The sequence below is a fragment of the Nitratireductor sp. StC3 genome (genome assembly GCF_003015025.1).
Taxonomy (GTDB): Bacteria; Pseudomonadota; Alphaproteobacteria; order Rhizobiales; family Rhizobiaceae; genus Mangrovimarina; species Mangrovimarina alexandrii.
Genome location: NZ_PYBP01000011.1, coordinates 119,991 through 140,687 on the forward strand (window position 1 = coordinate 119,991; position 20,697 = coordinate 140,687).

Consider the following 20,697-nt stretch of genomic DNA (forward strand, 5'->3'; position numbering starts at 1 on the left):
ACAGAGTCAGAAATTTGATTACATGTCAATATATAGGAAAATCATCCTAGATTCAATAGTGATCAGATAGAGCATGTTCCGCTGGGGTATCCTGTCCACCGCCAAGATCGCCCGCGATCATCTGCTGCCGGCCATGCAGGATGCAGAAAACGGCGTCGTCACCGCGATCGCCAGCCGCGACCTCGCCCGCGCCCGCGCGCTCGCCGACCGGTTCGGCGTCCCGCACGCCTTCGGCAGCTATGAGGACCTCCTCGCCTCGCCCGATGTCGACGGCGTCTATATTCCCCTGCCGAGCGCGCAGCATGTCGAATGGGCGATCAGGGCGGCGGACGCCGGCAAGCATGTGCTGGTGGAAAAGCCGCTGGCGCTGGAGGCCGGAGACATTGCCCGGGTGATCGCGGCGCGCGAGCGCAACCGCGTCGTCGTCAGCGAGGCCTTCATGGTCTTTTATCACCCGCAATGGCAAAAGGTACGCGATCTGGTGCGGCAGGGCGGCATCGGCCGCCTGCGCCACGTGCAGGGCGCGTTTTCCTATTTCAACGTCGATCCCGACAATATGCGCAACAAGCCCGAACTCGGCGGCGGCGCGCTGCCCGATATCGGCGTCTATCCGACCGTGACCACCCGCTTCGTCACCGGCGAGGAGCCGCGACGGGTGCAGGCGGCCGTGGCGCGCGACACGCGGTTCGCAACCGACATCTATGCCAGCGTGAAAGCGGATTTCGGCGGGTTCGAACTCTCCTTCTACTGCTCCACCCAGATGGCGTTGCGCCAGTCGATGGTGTTCCACGGCGACACGGGTTTCATCGAGCTGCACGCGCCCTTCAATGCCGGCGACTACGACCATCATCGCGTCGAACTGCACGATCAGACCCATACCGAAGCGACCGTGTGGCGCTTTCCGGCCACCCGGCAATACCGGCTGCAAGTGGAAGCCTTCGCGCGGGCGGCGGCCGGCGAGGACGTGCCCGTCTTCACGCTCGAAGACTCGGTCAAGAACCAGAAGCTGATCGACGCGATCTACCGCGCCGGACGCCATGAGGGGTGGGAGCCCGTGTGAGCGTCGGGGCCCCGGCATGACCGAGGGCGGCCGCCTTGCTCCCGCCAAAAGCCCGCGCTTTGATGGAGCCGGGCATGGGTGGTGACGATGCGGATCGGCTGGCAGCGCAGAGCGGGACGTAACAAGCGTCGATGGGCAGGCGGGGTGCTGCTCGGCCTGTTCCTGGCGGGTGCGCCGGCTTTTTCCTATGCCGGTCCGGCCGAGGACGCCGAGGCGCAGGCAATGGCGGTCCAGCGACTGCTCGACGACGACCGGGCCGCCGATGGCGAGGCCCTGGCCCGCGCCGCGCTCGCCGCGGCGGAGACGGCGTTGGGTGCGGACGCGCTGGAGACGGCCAATCTCCACCGGCTGCTCGGCGACACGCTGTTCGAGCAGGGCCGCTTCGGCGAGGCCGAACCCCATTTCCGCAAGGCGCTCGCCGTGCGCAGGGCGCGGCTGGCGCCGGACGATCCGGAAATCGCCCGCTCCGCCAACGATCTCGCGGTGACGCTGAAATCCACCGGCGCCTATCGGGAAGCCGAGGAGCTCTACAACCTGGCGCTCGCCATCCGCCAAAGCGCGCTCGGCCCGGATCATGCCGACGTGGCGACGACCTTTTTCGGTCTCGCCCGGCTTTTCGGCGCCAGGGGCGACCATGCCGAGGCCGCCGCGGCGATCGAAAAGGCGATCGCGATCGGCGCGACCGCATTCGGTCCCGACCACAGGACCGTGGTCTTGTGGCGCGGCGAGCGGGCCTTCATGCTGCATTTCGCCGGCAGCTACGCGGTGGCGGAACCCGCCTATCGCGCCGCGATCGCAGCGGCCGAGGCGTCCTTCAAGGACGACGACGTTCATCTCGCCTCCTATCGGCAGGGGCTCGCCAATCTTTTGTTCGAGACGCGGCGGCCCGGCGCGGCCGAGCCGCTTTATCGCGCGGCCCTGGCCGCACGCGAAACCGCGCTCGGTCCCGACCATCCGGCGGTTGCCGCCTCGCTGGAGGGGCTCGGCCGCGCGCTCGAGAAACAGAAGAGGGCCGCCGAAGCCGTCGCCGCCTACCGCCGCGCCCTGCCGATCCGCGAGGCGAGCGCGGGCAGGGCGGCGCCGGCCACCGACGCGGTGTTGATGCGCCTCGGCGTGGCGCTGATGGGCGACGAACGGGCCGACGAGGCCGAGCAGGTGTTTCGCCGGCTGCTCGCGCTGCGCGAGCGCGCCCAGGGGCCCGATGCGGCGGGCGTCGGCGAGGCGGCGCGCTGGATCGCCAATGCCGCCAATGCCGGCGACCGCGCCGCCGAAGCCGAAATCTTCGCCAAGCGGGCGCTGTCGATCAGCCTGGCGGCGCGCGGGGACGACGATCTCTTGACCGGGTTCGACTTTCTCGTGCTCGGGCTGGTCTATTCCGGCCAGCAGCGTTTTGCCGAGGCCGACCCGCTGCTGACACGGGCGCTGTCGATCATGGAAGGCCACGGCCAGGAAAGCGAGCAGATGGTCCTGGCGCGCACCGCGCTCGCCTACACCCGCTTCAGCCAGCGCCGGCTGGATGAGGCGGCGGCGCTGACCCGGCGCTCGCTGGACGCGGTGACGGCGGCGCGCGGCGCCAGCGATCCGACGGCGGGCGAGTTGATGCTGACGCTCGCCTATATCCGGCTCGAACAGGGCGATTTGGCCGCCGCCGAGCGCTTGAGCCAAGCCGCGCGCGCCATCTTCGCCACCCTTGCCTCCCGGCAGCGCTCGGCAATCCGCGCCGACAGCCTGATCGGCCGGATCCGCATGGCCGAGGGCCGGTTCGACGAGGCCGGCGAACAATTCGCCGCCGCGCTCGCCTGGCTGCGGGGGCGCTTCGGCACCGACAGCGCCGAGACGATCCCGGTGCTGGCCGATCTGGGGGAGGCCGCGTTCATGCGCGGCTCCTTTGCCGCCGCACGACGCGCACTCGAACGCGCGGCGACGCTGACCGAACGCCTGGCCGCGATCGACGCGCAAAACGCCTTCGCCAACCGCACCGGCAGGATCGAGGACCAGGCCGTCGCGCGCGGGGCGATCTTCGATCATCTGGTCAAGACCTATGAGCGCCTGTCGCAAGAACGGCCGCGGGAACGGACCGCCCTTGCCGAAAAGGCTTTTCTGACCGCGCAGCGCGTCATTGATTCGCGCGCCGCGGTCGCGCTTTCGCAGCTCGGCGCCCGCCACGCGGCCGGAAACGGCGACCTCGCCCGCCTGGTGCGCGAGCGGCAGGACCTAGTCGAGCGCTGGCAACGGGACGACCGCCGCCTGACGAGCCTGCATGGGCAGGACCGCGCGGGCGACGCCATGGCGAGCATCGCGACGCTCGAAGCCGCGCTGTCGCGGACCGACCGCCGCATCCGGGCCATCGATGCGCGGCTTGCCGAGGCGTTTCCCGATTTCGCCAGCCTGCGGCGGCCGGAGCCGGTCGGTTTCGCCGCCGCCCGGGCCGCGCTCGCCGAGGACGAGGTGCTGTTGTTCTACGCCGACACCAGCCCGCTCGGCACGGTCGATTTCGAGACCTATCTGTGGGCGGTGCCCAAGCGCGGCGCGGCGCGCTGGATCAGGCTCGACAGGCCGAGCCGCGCGCTGGCGGCGGATGTGCGCCGGCTGCGCGGCATGCTGGGCGTCGGGCCGCTGACGCGCGGCGCGCAATCGCTGGTGGCCGACGGCGAGCCCGACCGAAAGGGCGCCGTGCTCGCCATCGCGGCCGGGCTTTATGAGACGATGCTGGCGCCGGTCGCCGACATGATCGCCGGCAGGACGCTGGTGGTGGTGCCGTCGAGGAGCCTTGCCAGCCTGCCCGTCCACCTTCTGGTGCGCGCGCGGCCGCGGACCGGCGGCGCGGCGGACTACAGCGAGGCCGGCTGGCTGTTGCGCGATCATGCGATCGCGGTGATGCCGTCCGTGGCCTCGCTCGCCGTCCTGGCCGCGGTCGGCCGCGCCGACGACGAGCGCGTCCCCTATCTCGGTTTCGCCAATCCGTTGTTGACCGGTCCGGGCGGCGACGACCGGCGCGCCTTTACGCGCACCGAATGCGGTCCGGCGGCGGCTGGCGGCGGCGCGGCGGCGGCCGCGCCCATGCCGGCACTGTCGTCGCTGTTTCGCGGCGCCGTGGCTGATGTCGGCGCGGTGCGCCGGCTGACGCCGCTGCCGGAAACGACCGACGAGGCCTGCGCGATCGCCCGGGCGCTGCGGGCCGGCGACGACGCCGTCTCTCTCGGCCGGGCGGCAAGCGAGGCCGGGGTCAAGCGTGCGTCGCAGGACGGCCGGCTCGCCCGGGCGCGCATCGTGCATTTCGCCACGCACGGGCTCGTCTCCGGCGATCTGTCGGGCCTCGCGGAACCGGCGATCGTGCTGACACCGCCGGCGACGGCGACGGCGCGCGACGACGGGTTGCTGACGGCCTCGGAAGTGGCGACACTGAAGCTCGATGCGGACTGGGTGATCCTGTCGGCCTGCAACACCGCCTCCGGCGACGGCGGCGGCGAGGCGCTTTCCGGCCTGGCGCGCGCCTTCTTTTATGCCGGCGCCCGCGCGCTGCTGGTGTCGCACTGGCCGGTCCAGTCGGATGCCGCCGTGCGGCTGGTGACCGGCGCGGTCGCGGCGCTTGCCGCCGATCCGCGCATCGACCGGGCCGAGGCGCTGCGCCGCGCCATGCTGGCCGAGATCGAGGCCGGCGGCGCGCGCGCCGATCCCGCCGCCTGGGCGCCGTTCATCCTGGTCGGCGCGACACGCTGAGGGGCCGCCGCACCCAAAAAAATACGGCGCCCCGTTGCCGGGACGCCGTCGTTTTGCGTCAGGCGCGCGCGCCCGTTTTTCAGTCCGGCTTGCGGAACAGCTGGATGCCCCAGGCCAGATGACCGGCATCGGCCGCCTTGACCCAGTTTTCGAGCCCGACCGCCATCTTGTCGAGATAGTCGCTCGAGGCGCCGCTCTCGCGCAGCTTGTCGTAATTGGCCAAAAGCTCCTCGCGAACCCGGAAATAATGGGTGCGCAGATCGCCGGTCAGGTCCTCCTGCGCCACGATCTCGAAGCCGAGCGCCTGCGCGGCCTCGCGGTAGAAGCGGAACGAGCCGAGGCTGTTCAACTGCAGGCGGTCGTAGACCGGCTGCAGCACGCCGTCGGGCACGTCGTCGGCCTGCATCGGGTCGGTGAAGACGAAATGGCCGCCGGGCTTGAGCACGCGCCAGACCTCCGCCAGCACCTTCTCGCGCTGGTCGGAATGCAGGATCGCGTCCTGGCTCCACACCACGTCCTGGCTGGCGTCGGCCTCGGGAATGTCCTCGAACACACCGTGCACGACGCGGATCTTGTCGGCGAGGCCGGCACGCCGGTTCTTGTGGCGGTTGGTGTCGTTCTGGGTCTCGGAGATGTTGAGGCAGGCCGCCTCGTTGCCGAACTTCTTGACCACATGGCGCATCGAGCCGCCGTAGCCGGCGCCGATGTCGAGGATCTTGGTATCGGAACCGATCTCCGGCAGGGCCGCGATCATGCGGTCGACGGTGACGACGGAGGCCTCGCGGATGTCCTTTGTGTCCTTGTAGATGCCGATATGGAGGTCCTCGCCGCCCCAGACCGTGGAGTAGAACGTGTCGGCGTCGTCGCCGTCATAATAATCCTCGGTGACGTCGCGGATATCGGCCTGGCCCTCCGGGCGCGCCTCGCCGCCCCAGCGCACGACGTGCAGGGTCGACTTCTCGGCCACGTGGACGAAGAAATCCGGTTCGTTTTCGGCATAGGTCTCCTGGAAGTCGCCATAGGTGCGCACCCGCTGGAAACCGGCCTCCGACAGGAGCTTGCGCACGTAGTTCTTGCGGATCGGGCACAAATTGAGCGTGTATTCGGCGCCGTCGGGGAAGCTGTATTTGAAGCGCACCAGGCTGTCGTCGATATGCTCGGGCTCGGCCGTGACCTTGTCGCCGCAATAGTAGAATTTGTGCTTCGACTTGAAGCCCTCGTCGAGCATGGTGTCGTAGTTGCGCTGGTCGAGGATCAGGATGCCGTCATGCTTGAGCGCGGCGTAGAATTCCGCCAGCGCGCGGCGGCGGTCGGCCTCGGTGTGCAGATGGGTGAAGGAATTGCCCAGGCAGATGATGGCGTCGTATTTGCCCTGGATGTCGCGGTTGAGCCAACGCCAGTCGGCCTGCACCGTCTTCAGGATCAGCCCGCGCGCCTGGCCGTTCTGGAACGCCTTGGCCAGCATCGCGGCCGAACCGTCGGCCGAGGTGACGTTGAAACCGGCCTCGTTGAGGCGCACGGAGTGGAAGCCGGTACCGCAGGCGACGTCGAGCACGGTTTCCTTGCCCCTGGCGCGCAGCACGTCGATGAAGAACTGGCCTTCGCTCTCGGCCCGCGCCGTCCAGTTGATGAGTTCGTCCCACTTCTCCACGAAGGTCATCACATATTCGCCGCGATAGAGATCGGTCTCGCGGTTGGCCAGCGGATCGTCGCCATAAAGCTGCTGGTCCATTTCCAGCTCGGCATTTGGCTGTTTGAGTGCTGCCTCGTTCATATCGCTCTCCGTTTCGCCTGTGGTTCGCATCGGCCGCAACCCGGCCGGCGCGGCGGGCAGCAGCGGCGCGGCCCGCTACGGACCACGCACAATGGATGGTGAACGCCTCGGACCCCCGACAGGGCGGCGCCTGCCCGCGCAGAAACGCGCCCGACGGGCGCGCGACAAAGGCTGCGAGAGCAGAGGTGGCCAAATTCAAGGCGCCGAAAGCGGCGCGGTTCCATCGACTGGAAAAGCCACCGTGATTGGTAGGCGCAGGATATCGTCCGAAAACGACATTGCAAGGTCCGATTACGACATTCTTGCCGGGACCGCGCGCAAGCCGGCGCAGGAGCCGCGTTTTGCCCGCGATCTCAGTGGCTTGGCCGAAACGAATTATGATCGCGGCGTGGCAGAGACGGGCTTTCTACCACCACACGCCGCCGCGGCGGATGCGGATGCGCGGCCGCCCGGCCGGATCGGCCAGCGCGCCGGAACGGGCCGGACGCGCCGCCGCCTCCTCCGCCACGATGGACCCGCTCGGCATCAGGCCGGCAAGACGCCGATAGGTCGCCGCGTCGGGCCGGCGACGGCCGATGGCGGGAATGAAGCTCGCGCGCCGCTGCCGCGCCCGGCCGCCCGCTTGACCGGGCAGATCCTCATGCGGCGGGTCGCCCGCGCCCTTCAGCGCCATCAATCGCCGGACCCGCTCGTCGGTCGGCGGGTGGGTGCGCAGCACCGAGGGGTCGGGAATGCGCCCGCCCGGAAGCAGCAGGCTTTCCCACAACCGCCCCTGGGCACGCTCGAGCTTGACCAGCGCCCAGGCGAGTCCTTCGGGATCGCCGGTCAGCATGGCGGCGCCGAGATCGGCGTCGTATTCGCGCGTGCGCGACAGCGCCATCTGCAACAGGCCGCCGACGGTGGGCGCGGCCAGCAGCACCAGAACCGCCAGCCAGGGCACCTGCGCCTGATAGCCGCCGGCGAAGACGACCAGGTTCAACACCAGCGACAAAAGGCCGATCGTCGACATGACCGAGGTGAACCGCGAAACCATGTCGGCCAGGGCCATCACCTTCACGTCCTCATGGGCGATGTGGCTGACCTCGTGCGCCAGGATCGCGGTCAGTTCGCGCAGGCTCATGCGCCGGATGAGCGCGTCGGTGACCGCGATCGCCGAATCGTCGCGGCGGCCGACGGCAAACGCGTTCATCATGCGCGAGGGCACGACATGAAGAACCGGCGCGGCCGGCAGCCCGGCGCGCCGGGCGAGTTCTTCCAGAATGGCGATCCCTTCGGCGAACTGCGCCCGCGAGACCGGCCTTGCCTTGTACATGGACAGGACCAGACGCGGGCTGACGCGGCGCATCGCCAGCATCGAGATCGTGCCGACCACCAGCGCGTAGACGAGCGCCACCAGGCCGCCGAACGCCCAGGCGCTGACGGCGAGGATCAACAGGCTGCCGGTGGCGAGCAGCCAGGTGTGCAGCGTGTTCAGCGCGCGGCTGCGGCGCTGCTGGACGAGGTCGAGATTGGATTGCCGGCTCATGCGCCCAATATGGGGAATGGATGGCGCTTTGCCGAGTCTCGACGATATCGCGGTCCGCGTGTCCCGCCGTCGGCCGAACCGGGCTTTTTTTGGTCGCGCCAGGGTTGGGAAGGTGCGGCGGACGGCATTTGCAGGCAAACGGCGCCGCACGACGCTTGCGCCCCGAAATCGCTGTTCTTATATACGCCGCAACGCTGCACGCGCATTCCCTCGGGAAGCTGTGGGGCGCTTTCTTGTGAACAGGGGCTGCCGCGCCGAACGCCGCAATGGGTCCTTGGCAGCCTGCTTAGCGGAGAAGAAGAATGGCAAAAGTAATTGGTATCGACCTGGGAACCACGAACTCGTGTGTCGCGGTCATGGACGGCAAGGAACCGAAGGTCGTCGAAAACGCCGAAGGCGCGCGCACGACGCCGTCGATCGTGGCTTTTTCCGACGGTGACGAGCGCCTCGTCGGCCAGCCTGCCAAGCGGCAGGCCGTGACCAATCCGGAAGGCACGATTTTCGCGGTCAAGCGCCTGATCGGACGGCGCTACGACGACCCGGTGACCGACAAGGACAAGAAGCTCGTTCCCTACAAGATCAGCAAGGCCGACAATGGCGATGCGTGGGTCGAGGTTCAGGACAAGAAATATTCGCCCTCGCAGATTTCCGCGATGGTCCTGCAGAAGATGAAGGAGACGGCGGAAAGCTATCTCGGCGAGAAGGTCGAGAAGGCCGTCATCACCGTTCCGGCCTATTTCAACGACGCCCAGCGTCAGGCCACCAAGGACGCCGGCAAGATCGCCGGGCTTGAGGTGCTGCGCATCATCAACGAGCCGACCGCGGCCGCGCTCGCCTACGGGCTCGACAAGAAGAAGTCCGGCACGATCGCCGTCTACGACCTCGGCGGCGGCACGTTCGACATCTCGATCCTGGAGATCGGCGACGGCGTGTTCGAGGTGAAGTCGACCAATGGCGACACCTTCCTGGGTGGCGAAGACTTCGACATGCGTCTGGTCAATTACCTCGCCGAGGAATTCAAGAAGGAACAGGGCATCGATCTGAAGAACGACAAGCTCGCCCTGCAGCGGCTGAAGGAAGCCGCCGAGAAGGCCAAGATCGAGCTGTCGGCGACATCGCAGACCGAAATCAACCTGCCCTTCATCACCGCCGACCAGTCCGGCCCCAAACATTTGACGATGAAACTCACCCGGGCGAAGTTCGAAAGCCTGGTCGAGGATCTGGTCAGCCGCACCATCAACCCGTGCAAGGCGGCGTTGAAGGACGCCGGCGTGCAGGCCGGCGAGATCGACGAGGTGGTGCTGGTGGGCGGCATGACGCGCATGCCCAAGATCCAGGAGGCGGTCAAGCAGTTCTTCGGCAAGGAGCCGCACAAGGGCGTGAACCCCGACGAGGTGGTCGCCATGGGCGCGGCCATTCAGGCCGGCGTTCTGCAGGGCGACGTCAAGGACGTGCTGCTGCTCGACGTGACGCCGCTGTCGCTCGGCATCGAGACGCTGGGTGGCGTGTTCACCCGTCTGATCGACCGCAACACCACGATCCCGACCAAGAAGGGCCAGGTCTTCTCGACCGCCGAGGACAACCAGTCCGCGGTCACGATCCGGGTCTTCCAGGGCGAACGTGAAATGGCGGCCGACAACAAGATGCTCGGCCAGTTCGACCTGGTCGGCATTCCGCCCGCGCCGCGCGGCGTGCCGCAGATCGAGGTCACGTTCGACATCGACGCCAACGGCATCGTCAACGTCTCGGCCAAGGACAAGGGCACCGGCAAGGAGCACCAGATCCGCATCCAGGCGTCGGGCGGCTTGAGCGACGACGAGATCGAGAAGATGGTCAAGGACGCCGAGACCAATGCCGAGGGCGACAAGCAGCGCCGCGAGGCGGTCGAGGCCAAGAACCAGGCCGAGGCCCTGGTTCATTCCTCGGAGAAGTCGCTGGCCGAGTACGGCGAAAAGGTCTCCGAGGACGATCGCAACGCGATCTCCGAGGCGATCGCCGCGCTCAAGACCGCGGTCGAAGGCGACGATGTCGAGGACATCAAGACCAAGACCAACGCGCTCGCCGAAGCCTCGATGAAGCTCGGTCAGGCCATGTACGAGGCCTCGCAGGCCGAGGCGGCGGAAAGCGATGCCCAGGCCGACGCCGAAAAGAGCGGCGAGGACGTCGTCGATGCCGATTTCGAGGAGATCGACGACGACGACAAGAAGAAGTCCGCCTGAGCGGCCCCTTCGTTCGACTGAAGGCCCGGCGCACGGCGCCGGGTTCGCAGGCAGATGACCAACCCTCATTCGCGGCCGGGCCGCGGGTGAGGGTTTTTTGTTGCGCGGACGGCCACCGGACGCCGGGCGGCGGCGATGCCCGGTCACGGGAAACGCGTCGGGGACGGAGGCCCACAACCCAGCACACCCGAGGCGCACAGAACCTGTACATGACTACGTAAGCTTTACAAAAACAAGTCGTACGCCCCGATCCAATCATTAGGTTTTTCTGAAGTATTTAATGTCATTGTCGGCTGGAATTTCTTGATGAAGCCGGCAGATGTTGCATGCATTACCGCATCTTCGAAACCTGGCGGCTCACCGCCGCACTGACCATCATGATGTGGCATTTCCTGCGCTATGCGCCGCCGGGTCACGAGGAAGCCAGCGCGGCGCTCTACCGGCTGATGCCGCTGATGGAGATGTTCTTCATGATCTCCGGCTTCCTGATCATGGAGCGTTACGGCGACAGGCTCTTGAAGGAGCGCGGAAGTTTTGCCCGTTACTTGCTGCGGCGCATCGCGCGCTTCTACCCGCTCTACCTGGTTACGCTTTTGTTTTTCTGCGTCGTCGCGCTGGCGATCGATTTCGGCTTCGTGCAGACCGGCGATCCGGGCCGCTATGCCTGGTCGGCCTTGCCGGCCAATCTGCTGCTGCTGCAGGCCTGGGGCCTGACCGACACGCTGACCTTCAACTATGTCGCCTGGTCGATGTCGGCGGAATGGTTCTGCTATCTGCTCCTGCCGCTGATCATCCTGGCCTACCGGGTCGGCGGCAAGACCGGGCTGGCGGCGCTGGCGGCGCTGTGCATCCTGGCGCTGGAAGTCGCCGTGGCGGCCAGGATCATCCCGTTCGCGAGCTGGCTGGAAGCCAATACCTGGGGCGCCTATCGCGCCTTCGCCGATTTCGCGCTCGGCGCCTTCGTGGCGATGGCGGTGCGCGACAGCCGATGGCGCCTTGAAAGCCACGCGCCGGCCTGGATCGTCTTCGCGCTGGCGATCGCGGCGATGGCGACCAATCAATATTCCTACGTGATCGTGCTGCTGCTCGGCCTGGCCATGTACTGCGCCGCGCTCGCCGAACGCAACCGGCCCGACTCCTCGCTCTACCTCGCCTTCCTGCACCCGCTCGGTAAGGTGTCGCTCGGCATCTACCTGATCCACCCGGTCATCGAGAGCGTGTTCCTGGCCATCGTCTGGCGCAAGCTGCTCGAGCCGCTCGGCGTGATCAGCTTCTATACCTACTGGTTCGTGCCCGCCCTTGTGGTGATCGGCGTCGCCATGGTGTCCCACCGTTATTTCGAGCGCCGCGCGGGAGACTGGATCATGGGGCGGCTGCTGGGGGCAAAGCCGCGCCCGCGGCCGGCCGAGATCGTCGCGGCGCCGGCGAACCGGGTCGGCCGCTAGCGCGGTTCGCTTCGAGGAGCGTCACCCTTCGCTGAAGACGCCCGGGCCTGGACGGTCTCGCGGGGCGGTCGGGAACGGGCGCCGCGGCGTCAGGCCACGGCGCGGGCCAGCGCGCATTGCGACCACAGTTCCGAGAGCGCCTGCACCAGATGATCGATGTCGGCGTCGGTATGCAGCGGCGACGGCGTGATGCGCAGCCGCTCGGTCTTGCGCGGCACGGTCGGGTAGTTGATCGGCTGGACGTAGATGCCGTGATTGTCGAGCAACAGGTCCGAGATCCACTTGCACTTGGCGGCATCGCCCACCATCACCGGCACGATATGGCTCGGATTGGGCATGGTCGGGATGCCGATCGCCTCCAGGCGGGCGCGCACCTTGGCCACGCGGTCCTGATGACGGGCGCGCTCGAGCTGGCTCGACTTCAAATGGCGAATCGAGGTCAGCGCGCCGGCGGCCACGTGCGGCGGCAGGGCGGTGGTGAAGATGAAGCCGGAGGCGAAGGAGCGCACGAAGTCGCACAGCGCCGTCGAACCGGTGATGTAGCCGCCGACGACGCCAAACGCCTTGCCGAGCGTGCCTTCGATGATGGTGAGGCGGTCCATCAGCCCCTCGCGCTCGGCAACGCCGCCGCCGCGCGGGCCGTAGAGGCCGACCGCGTGCACCTCGTCGAGATAGGTCATGGCGCCGTGCTTTTCGGCGACGTCGAGGATTTCGCGGATCGGCGCGATGTCGCCGTCCATCGAATAGACGCTCTCGAAGGCGACGATCTTCGGCCGGTCGGGCCCGTATTCCGACAGGATGCGGTCGAGATCGCGCACGTCATTGTGCTTCCAGACGCGCTTTTCGGCCCGGGAATGACGAATGCCCTCGATCATCGAGGCGTGGTTGCCCTCGTCCGACACGATCACGCAGCCGGGAATGTTGGCGCCCAGCGTCGACAGCGTCGTCCAGTTGGAGACATAGCCGGAGGTGAAGATCAGCGCCGATTCCTTGCCGTGCAGATCGGCCAGCTCGCGCTCCAGCAACACGTGGTAGTGATTGGTGCCGGAAATGTTGCGCGTGCCGCCGGCGCCGGCGCCGCAGCGATCGAGCGCCTCGTGCATGGCCGCGATCACCTTGGGGTGCTGGCCCATGCCGAGATAGTCGTTCGAGCACCATACGGTGACCTCGCGGGTTTCGTCGCCGACAAAGCGCGTCGCGCGCGGAAACGAGCCCGCATGCCGCTCCAGTTCCGCGAAAACGCGATAGCGGCCCTCGTCGCGAAGGCCGTCAAGCTTCGTGGCAAAAAAGGCTTCGAAGTCCATCCGTGTTCTCCTTGGAACTTTTCTAACCTGCCGGACGGTTTTTGTCTTCCCTCGAAGACGCGGCAAAACGTTCCATTCAAAGATTTGCATATTTCAATGCAGGCGGTCCAGCCCCGCGTGCCGCGGGGGCTCGTCCCCCCTTGGCCCGGTTGCCGCGGCGGCGCCTTGATCTGGCGCAAGCGCGGCGCCGGCACGACGCCGAAACCGGCGGCCCCGGTTTCGAGCCGCAGCGGCCCGGCGACAGCCCTGCGGGGCGAGGCCGAGAGGCTCAGATTTCCGTCACCATGCGGTGGCCGGGCGGGTGGACCATGCGCACGAAGGTGATCGGCTTGTCGGCAAGCCAGGTCATGCGCTCGGCCACGAACACGGCTTCGCCCTCGACCACCTGCAGCAGCGCGGCCTCGTCGCGGCCGGCGCGCGCGGCGCGAAAGGCGAACTCGGCGCGCGAGAACGGCGCGTTTTCGACCAGCCATTCGTTCGGCCCGATCTCTTCGAAAGCCTCGTGGCGGGCTTCCGGCACCGCATCGAGATTGATCCAGCGCTCCTCGAACTGGAACGGCGCCCGGTCGGCCAGATGCAGGCAGCGCAGATGCAGCACTTTGGCCGAAGCCGGCAGGGCGAGCCGCGCGCGCAGGAAATCGGGGGCGGCGACAACGGCGCGGCTCAGCCGCGAATAGGCGTAGACGGCGCCCTTGGCCTCGATCTCCTTGCGCACCAGCGGGATCGAAAGCCGCGCCTCGCGCACCGGATAAAGCGCGACCCGCGTGCCGGATTTGCGCTTGCGCTCGACGAGGCCGGACCGGGCGAGTTCCTGCACCGCGCGGTTGACGGTGGCGCGGGCGACGCCGAACTCGGCCGCCAGCGCCTCCTCGCCGGGGATCGTGGCGCCGGGCGGCCATTGCCGGCGGGCGATCCGGCGTTCCAGCTCGGATTTGATGTCGCGGAAGGTGGTGCGCCGATCGGTCGTCATAGCCGTGCCATGACCGATTCCATGCAGCTTGCATAGCGCCGCACGATCGCGTCGCGGCCGCGATGCCGCCCGTCGCGAACCGCGTGGCGGCCTGCCGACCACAGATCGGTGACGGTCTCGTTGCCGCCGGCGAAGATCCAGCCGTCGAGCAGGCGGTCGCCGGCGAGACCGTAGAGCGCGGAACGGGCCGGATCGAGCGCGACCAGGTCGGCCCACCCTCCCGGCGCGAGCGCGCCGCTGTCGCGGCCGAGCGCGCGCGCGCCGCCCTTCAGCGCGGTCCGGTAGAGCACCCGGCCGCTCGATTCTCCGGCGTCGGCCAGCACGACGCGCAGCCGGTCGCGCAGCCGCTGCGAATATTCGAGCTGGCGCAACTCCCCGGCGACGCCGATGCGGATGTTGGAATCGGAACCGATGCCGAACACGCCGCCGGCGACACGAAAGCGCGCGCCGTCGAAAATACCGTCGCCGAGATTGCCCTCGGTGACCGGACACAATCCCGCCGTGGCCTCGGCGGCGGCAAGCCCGGCCGTCTCCTTTTCGCTCATGTGCGTACAATGGATCAGGCACCAGCGCCGGTCGACCGCGACCGTGTCGAGCAGCCATTCGACCGGCCGCGCGCCATGAACCGCCAGCATTTCGTCGATTTCCTGTTCCTGCTCGGCGATGTGCATGTGGAACGGGCGGTCGCCGCGGATTCCCGCCAGCCGTTCGAGGTCGGCGGCGCCGACGGCGCGCAGCGAGTGCGGCGCATATCCCCAACCGGCATCGCCGGGCAGCGCCTTGATCGTCGCTTCGGCGCGCGCAACCAGCTCCAGATACCGGTCGAGATCGTTGCCGAACCGCAACTGGCCGCCCGCAAGCGGCCGCCCGTCCACGCCGCCCTGGGCGTAGTGCACCGGCAGCAAAGTGAGCCCGATGCCGGTTTCGGCCGCGGCGGCGGCGATGCGGGCGCCAAGCTCGCCGGGATCGGCATAGGCGGCGCCGCCGGGCTGGTGGTGCAGATAATGGAACTCCGCCACGGCGGCGAAGCCGGCCTCCTGCATCTCCATGAAGGCGAGCGCGGCAACGGCCTCGATCTCGTCGGGCTCAAGCACGTCGAGAAAGCGATACATGATCTCGCGCCAGGTCCAGAAGCTGTCGCGCGCGGCCGGCCCGCGCGCCTCCGCCAGCCCCGCCATGGCGCGCTGGAAGGTATGGCTGTGCAGGTTGGACGGCGCCGGCAGGAGCACGGCCACATTGTGGCTGTCTGCCGCCGGCGTCGCGTCGGCGCGCACGGCCGCGATGCGGCCGTCGGCGTCGATCTCGACCAGGACATTCGCCTGCCATCCGGCCCGGGTCAGCGCTTCGCGCGCAAAAATCGACGACATCGCATTCTTTCCAATTGACTCATTATGTCTAGACATAATAGCGTTATTCTTGGATTTGAAAACCGGAAATCGACCCATCGATGACGCGCAAGATCCTTTCCGACCTGCGTATCGCCACGCTTGAGGCGGACGGTGTTCCCTACGGGCTGATCGAGCGCGGCGCGATCGGCGTCGAGGCCGGGCGCATCGCCTGGGTGGCCCCGGCCGACGCCCAGCCCGCCGGCTGGGCCGACGCCCCGTCGCAGAGCTTTGGCGGGCGGCTGGCGACCCCGGCCCTGGTCGACTGCCACACCCATCTGGTTTTCGGCGGCAATCGCGCCCGCGAATTCGAGCTGCGGCTGGAAGGGGCGAGCTACGAGGAGGTCGCGCGCGCCGGCGGCGGCATCGTCTCCACCGTCTCGGCCACGCGCGCGCTCAGCGAAGACGCGCTGGTCGAAGCAGCGTTGCCGCGGCTCGACCGGCTGATCGGCGAAGGCGTGGCGACCGTCGAGGTCAAGTCGGGTTACGGCCTGACCGTCGCCGACGAGCTGAAAATGCTGCGCGCGGCGCGCCGGCTCGAAAGACTGCGGCCGGTGCGCGTGCGCACCAGCTATCTCGGCGCGCATGCCGTGCCGCCCGAATACAAGGACCGCGCCGACGCCTATATCGACGAGGTCGCGATCCCGGGCCTGGAGGCGGCGCGGGCCGAGGGGCTGGCCGACGCGGTCGACGGGTTCTGCGAGGGTATCGCCTTTTCGCCGGCCCAGATCGCGCGCGTCTTCGACAGCGCCAAGGCGCTCGGCCTGCCGGTCAAGCTGCACGCCGAGCAATTGTCGGACCTGGGCGGCGCCGGCCTGGCGGCGTCCTATGGCGCGCTGTCGGCCGACCATCTCGAATATCTTTCCGCCGACGGCATCGCCGCGATGGCGAAAGCCGGCAGCGTCGCCGTGCTTTTGCCGGGCGCGTTTTATTTCCTGCGCGAAACGCAACGGCCGCCGGTCGAGGCGCTGCGCGCGGCCGGGGTGCCGATCGCGGTCGCCACCGACTGCAATCCGGGCTCCTCGCCGATGACCTCGCTGCTGCTGGCGATCAACATGGCCTGCACCTTGTTTCGCCTGACGCCGGAAGAGGCGCTTGCCGGCGCGACGCGCGAGGCCGCGCTGGCACTCGGGCTCGACGGCGAGATCGGCACGATCGCGCCCGGCAAGCGGGCCGAACTGGCGATCTGGGACGTCGAGCACCCGGCCGAGCTCGCCTATCGAATCGGCGACAATCCGCTTTACCGCCGCATCGTGGAGGCGAAAGACTGACGATGATCGTGCTGCATCCCGGCGCCGTACCGCTCGCAACGCTGGAAACCGTCTACCGCGGCAACGATGCCGTCATGCTCGACGACCGGTTCCGCCCCGCCATCGCTGGCGCCGCCGCGCGCATCGCCGCCATCGTCGGCGGCGACGCGGCCGTCTACGGCATCAATACCGGCTTCGGCAAGCTCGCCAGCGTGCGCATTCCTGCGGACGACGTGGCGACGCTGCAGCGCAATCTGATCCTGTCGCATTGCTGCGGCGTCGGCGCGCCGCTCGCCGGCGATATCGTTCGGCTGGTGATGGCATTGAAACTGATCTCGCTCGGGCGCGGCGCGTCGGGCGTGCGGCCGGAAACCGTGGCGCTGATCGAGGCGATGCTGGCGCGCAACGTCCTGCCGGTGATTCCGGAAAAGGGCTCGGTCGGCGCGTCGGGCGACCTGGCGCCGCTCGCCCATATGACGGCGGCGATGATCGGCGAGGGCGAGGCGGTGTTCGAGGGCCAGCGCATGCCGGCCGCCGACGCGCTCGACAAGGCGGGTCTCGAACCGATCGTGCTCGCGGCCAAGGAAGGGCTGGCGCTGATCAACGGCACCCAGGTGTCGACCGCGCTGGCGCTCGCCGGCCTGTTCCGCGCGCACAGGGCGGCGCGCGCGGCGCTGATCACCGGCGCGCTGTCGACGGACGCCGCCATGGGCTCGACCGCGCCGTTCCACCCGGAAATCCACACCCTGCGCGGCCATCGGGGTCAGATCGACACCGCCGCCGCGCTGCGCGCCCTGCTGGCCGGGTCGGAGATCCGCGACAGTCATATCGAGGGCGACCAGCGCGTGCAGGACCCCTATTGCATCCGCTGCCAGCCGCAAGTCGACGGCGCCTGTCTCGACCTGCTGCGCATGGCGGCGCGGACGCTGGAGATCGAGGCCAACGCCGTCACCGACAACCCGCTGGTGCTGTCGGACGACGTCGTCTCGGGCGGGAATTTCCACGCCGAGCCGGTGGCCTTCGCCGCCGACCAGATCGCGCTCGCGATTTGCGAGATCGGCGCGATCGCCCAGCGCCGCATAGCGTTGCTGGTCGATCCGGCGCTGTCTTTCGGCCTGCCGGCCTTCCTGGCGAAGAAACCGGGGCTGAACTCGGGCCTGATGATCGCCGAGGTGACGTCCGCGGCGCTGATGTCGGAAAACAAGCAGATGGCGCATCCGGCCTCGGTCGATTCGACGCCGACCTCGGCCAATCAGGAAGACCACGTCTCCATGGCCTGCCACGGTGCGCGGCGCCTGCTCGCCATGAGCGACAACCTGGCCGGCATCGTCGGCATCGAGGCGGTGACGGCGGCCCAGGGCGTCGAGTTGCGCGCGCCGCTGAAGACCGGCCCGGAACTGATGCGCGCCCTGGAAACGATCCGCGGCGTCGTGCCGACGCTGGAGGTCGACCGCTTCATGGCCGACGAGCTGGAGGCGGCGAGCGGGCTGGTGCGTTCCGGCGCGCTCAACGCCAGCGTCAGCGCCGGCATCCTGCCAAAGCTGGAGCCGGCCCCATGACCCCGGTCGACGTGCGCCAGGGCACCTCGCCCGTCATCCTCGGCCTGCCGCATACGGGCACTTTTCTGCCGGCCGAAATTTTCGAGCGGCTGAACGCACAAGGCAGGCTTCTGACCGACACCGACTGGCACGTCGACCGGCTCTATGACGGCCTCCTGCCCGGCGTCACCACCGTGCGCGCGACCTTCCACCGCTACGTGATCGACGCCAATCGCGACCCGTCCGGCAAAAGCCTCTATCCCGGTCAGAACACGACCGGGCTGGTGCCGGTAACCGATTTCGACGACCGGCCGATCTGGCGCGACGGCGCGGCGCCGACCGACGCGGACGTGGCCGAAAGGCTCGACGCGTTTCACCGGCCCTATCACGCCGCGCTTGCGGCCGAGATCGCGCGTGTCAGGGCGCTGCACGGCGTCGCGGTGCTTTATGACTGCCACTCGATCCGCTCCGTCTGCCCGTTCCTGTTCGAGGGCCGCCTGCCCGACTTCAACATCGGCACCGATAACGGCCGAACCTGCGCGCCCGCGTTCGAAACCGCCGTCGCCGATCTCTGCGCGGCCGCCGACGGCTACAGCCACGTCGTCAACGGCCGCTTCCGCGGCGGCTGGACGACACGTCACTACGGAAAGCCCGCCGACAAGGTGCACGCGATCCAGATGGAACTGACGCAGGCCTCGCACCTGGCCTCGGAAGACCCGCCCTTCGACTATGATCCCCAAAAGGCCGAGCGGCTGCGGGCCCATCTCGCAAAAATCCTGACGCGCATCGAGGCGATCGCGTCGTCCCTGACGCCCGGAGACCGGCCATGAGCAATCCCCGCCATAATATTCGCGACGTGCGCAGCCCGCGCGGCTCCGAACTCAACGCCCTGAGCTGGCAGACGGAAGCGCCGCTCAGGATGCTGATGAACAATCTCGACCCGGACGTGGCCGAGAACCCCAACGAGCTGGTCGTCTATGGCGGCATCGGCCGCGCCGCGCGCACCTGGGATGATTTCGACCGCATCGCGGCCACCTTGAAGACGCTCGCCGACGACGAGACCCTGCTCGTGCAGTCGGGCAAGCCGGTCGGCGTCTTCCGCACCCATGCCGACGCGCCGCGGGTGCTGATCGCCAATTCCAACCTCGTCCCGCACTGGGCCGACTGGAGCCATTTCAACGAGCTCGATCGCAAGGGGCTGATGATGTACGGCCAGATGACGGCCGGGTCCTGGATCTATATCGGCTCGCAGGGCATCGTGCAGGGCACCTACGAGACCTTCGTGGAGGCCGGGCGCCAGCATTATGACGGCGATCTGACGGGCAAGTGGATCCTGACCGCCGGCCTCGGCGGCATGGGCGGCGCCCAGCCGCTGGCGGCGGTGATGGCCGGCGCCTGCTGCCTGGCGGTCGAATGCGACGAGAGCCGCATCGATTTCCGCATCCGCACCCGTTATGTCGACGAAAAGGCGACCTCGCTCGACGAGGCGCTGGCGATGATCGACCGTTGGACCCGGGCCGGCGAGGCCAAATCGGTCGGCCTGCTCGGCAACGCCGCCGAGATCGTGCCGGAACTGGTACGGCGCGGCGTGCGGCCGGACATGGTCACCGACCAGACCTCGGCGCACGACCCGGTCAACGGCTATTTGCCGAAAGGCTGGTCGCTGGCCGAGTGGCGCGCCAAGCGCGAAAGCGACCCGCAAGCGGTGGAAAAGGCCGCCCGCGCCTCGATGCGCGAGCATGTCGAGGCGATGGTCGCCTTCTGGAACCAGGGCGTGCCCACGCTCGACTACGGCAACAATATCCGTCAGGTGGCGCTGGAAGAAGGGCTTGAAAACGCCTTCGCCTTTCCCGGCTTCGTGCCGGCCTATATCAGGCCTTTGTTTTGCCGCGGCGTCGGCCCGTTCCGCTGGGCCGCGCTCTCGGGCGACCCGGAAGACATCTACCGCACCGACGAGAAGGTGAGGGAACTCCTGCCCGACAACGAGCACCTGCATCGCTGGCTCGACATGGCGCGCGATCGCATCGCCTTCCAGGGCCTGCCGGCGCGCATCTGCTGGGTCGGGCTCGGCGACCGCCACCGGCTCGGCCTCGCCTTCAACGAGATGGTCGCCAAGGGCGAATTGAAGGCGCCGGTGGTGATCGGCCGCGACCATCTCGATTCGGGCTCGGTCGCCTCGCCCAACCGCGAGACCGAGGCGATGAAGGACGGTTCGGACGCGGTGTCCGACTGGCCGCTGCTCAACGCGCTTTTGAACTGCGCCTCGGGCGCGACCTGGGTGTCGCTGCATCATGGTGGCGGCGTCGGCATGGGCTTTTCGCAGCATGCCGGCATGGTGATCTGCGCCGACGGCAGCGCGGCGGCGGCGCGCCGGCTGGAGCGCGTCTTGTGGAACGACCCGGCGACCGGGGTCATGCGCCATGCCGATGCCGGCTACGACATCGCGCTCGACTGGGCGCGGGAAAAGGGCCTGAGACTGCCGGCGATTCTTGGGAATTAGCGCCGTT

General features: G+C 68.3%; 13 protein-coding genes. 8 read left to right on the forward strand and 5 right to left on the reverse strand.

The window, feature by feature from the left end; translation table 11 throughout:
- Window positions 1-73: 73 nt before the first annotated feature.
- Together C7T96_RS19865 and C7T96_RS19870 are read left to right on the forward strand one after the other, a co-directional pair.
- Window positions 74-1,060, forward strand: coding sequence for a Gfo/Idh/MocA family oxidoreductase (locus C7T96_RS19865; protein WP_106572992.1), 987 nt, complete (start codon window positions 74-76; stop codon window positions 1,058-1,060).
- An 87-nt stretch (window positions 1,061-1,147) separates the two neighbouring features.
- Entirely contained in the window at window positions 1,148-4,780 is a 3,633-nt protein-coding gene (locus tag C7T96_RS19870) for a tetratricopeptide repeat protein (protein ID WP_106572993.1), read from the forward strand.
- A gap of 79 nt (window positions 4,781-4,859) precedes the next feature.
- Here the strand turns inward: C7T96_RS19870 and C7T96_RS19875 are convergent, their stop codons facing one another.
- Together C7T96_RS19875 and C7T96_RS19880 are read right to left on the reverse strand one after the other, a co-directional pair.
- A complete protein-coding gene (locus C7T96_RS19875) occupies window positions 4,860-6,554 on the reverse strand; it encodes a methyltransferase domain-containing protein (protein ID WP_106572994.1) in 1,695 nt (564 codons plus the stop codon).
- A 406-nt stretch (window positions 6,555-6,960) separates the two neighbouring features.
- Window positions 6,961-8,079, reverse strand: coding sequence for a zinc metalloprotease HtpX (locus tag C7T96_RS19880; protein ID WP_106572995.1), 1,119 nt, complete (start codon window positions 8,077-8,079; stop codon window positions 6,961-6,963).
- A gap of 302 nt (window positions 8,080-8,381) precedes the next feature.
- On the opposite strand from C7T96_RS19880, the gene dnaK reads away from it, so the two are divergent.
- Window positions 8,382-10,298: a molecular chaperone DnaK gene (gene dnaK / locus C7T96_RS19885; RefSeq protein ID WP_106572996.1), complete on the forward strand. Its 1,917-nt coding sequence runs from the start codon at window positions 8,382-8,384 to the stop codon at window positions 10,296-10,298.
- A 326-nt stretch (window positions 10,299-10,624) separates the two neighbouring features.
- Window positions 10,625-11,743, forward strand: a complete 1,119-nt coding sequence (locus C7T96_RS19890; RefSeq protein WP_106572997.1) for an acyltransferase — start codon at window positions 10,625-10,627, stop codon at window positions 11,741-11,743.
- 89 nt (window positions 11,744-11,832) lie between these two features.
- Here the strand turns inward: C7T96_RS19890 and hemA are convergent, their stop codons facing one another.
- The 3 genes from hemA to C7T96_RS19905 all read right to left on the reverse strand — a co-directional run bounded on the left by hemA (window position 11,833) and on the right by C7T96_RS19905 (window position 15,384).
- Window positions 11,833-13,047, reverse strand: coding sequence for a 5-aminolevulinate synthase (hemA, locus tag C7T96_RS19895; RefSeq protein ID WP_106572998.1), 1,215 nt, complete (start codon window positions 13,045-13,047; stop codon window positions 11,833-11,835).
- A 268-nt stretch (window positions 13,048-13,315) separates the two neighbouring features.
- Entirely contained in the window at window positions 13,316-14,017 is a 702-nt protein-coding gene (locus C7T96_RS19900; RefSeq protein WP_106572999.1) for a GntR family transcriptional regulator, read from the reverse strand.
- Window positions 14,014-15,384 (reverse strand): formimidoylglutamate deiminase, encoded by a 1,371-nt coding sequence (locus C7T96_RS19905; RefSeq protein ID WP_106573000.1) that lies wholly within the window; start codon window positions 15,382-15,384, stop codon window positions 14,014-14,016. The genes C7T96_RS19900 and C7T96_RS19905 overlap by 4 nt, the downstream gene beginning before the upstream one ends.
- A gap of 80 nt (window positions 15,385-15,464) precedes the next feature.
- Between C7T96_RS19905 and hutI the strand changes: the two genes are divergently transcribed.
- From hutI to hutU, 4 genes are read left to right on the forward strand one after another with little or no spacing between them, the layout of a single operon-like run.
- The gene (hutI, locus tag C7T96_RS19910) at window positions 15,465-16,673 is read left to right on the forward strand and encodes an imidazolonepropionase (protein ID WP_106573001.1); all 1,209 of its coding nucleotides are present in this window, start codon (window positions 15,465-15,467) and stop codon (window positions 16,671-16,673) included.
- A gap of 2 nt (window positions 16,674-16,675) precedes the next feature.
- Window positions 16,676-18,211, forward strand: a complete 1,536-nt coding sequence (gene hutH / locus C7T96_RS19915; protein ID WP_106573002.1) for a histidine ammonia-lyase — start codon at window positions 16,676-16,678, stop codon at window positions 18,209-18,211.
- Window positions 18,208-19,020: an N-formylglutamate deformylase gene (hutG, locus tag C7T96_RS19920; RefSeq protein WP_106573003.1), complete on the forward strand. Its 813-nt coding sequence runs from the start codon at window positions 18,208-18,210 to the stop codon at window positions 19,018-19,020. The genes hutH and hutG overlap by 4 nt, the downstream gene beginning before the upstream one ends.
- Window positions 19,017-20,690: a urocanate hydratase gene (hutU, locus tag C7T96_RS19925; RefSeq protein WP_106573004.1), complete on the forward strand. Its 1,674-nt coding sequence runs from the start codon at window positions 19,017-19,019 to the stop codon at window positions 20,688-20,690. Before hutG ends, hutU begins: the two co-directional genes overlap by 4 nt.
- The last annotated feature ends 7 nt before the right edge of the window (window positions 20,691-20,697 follow it).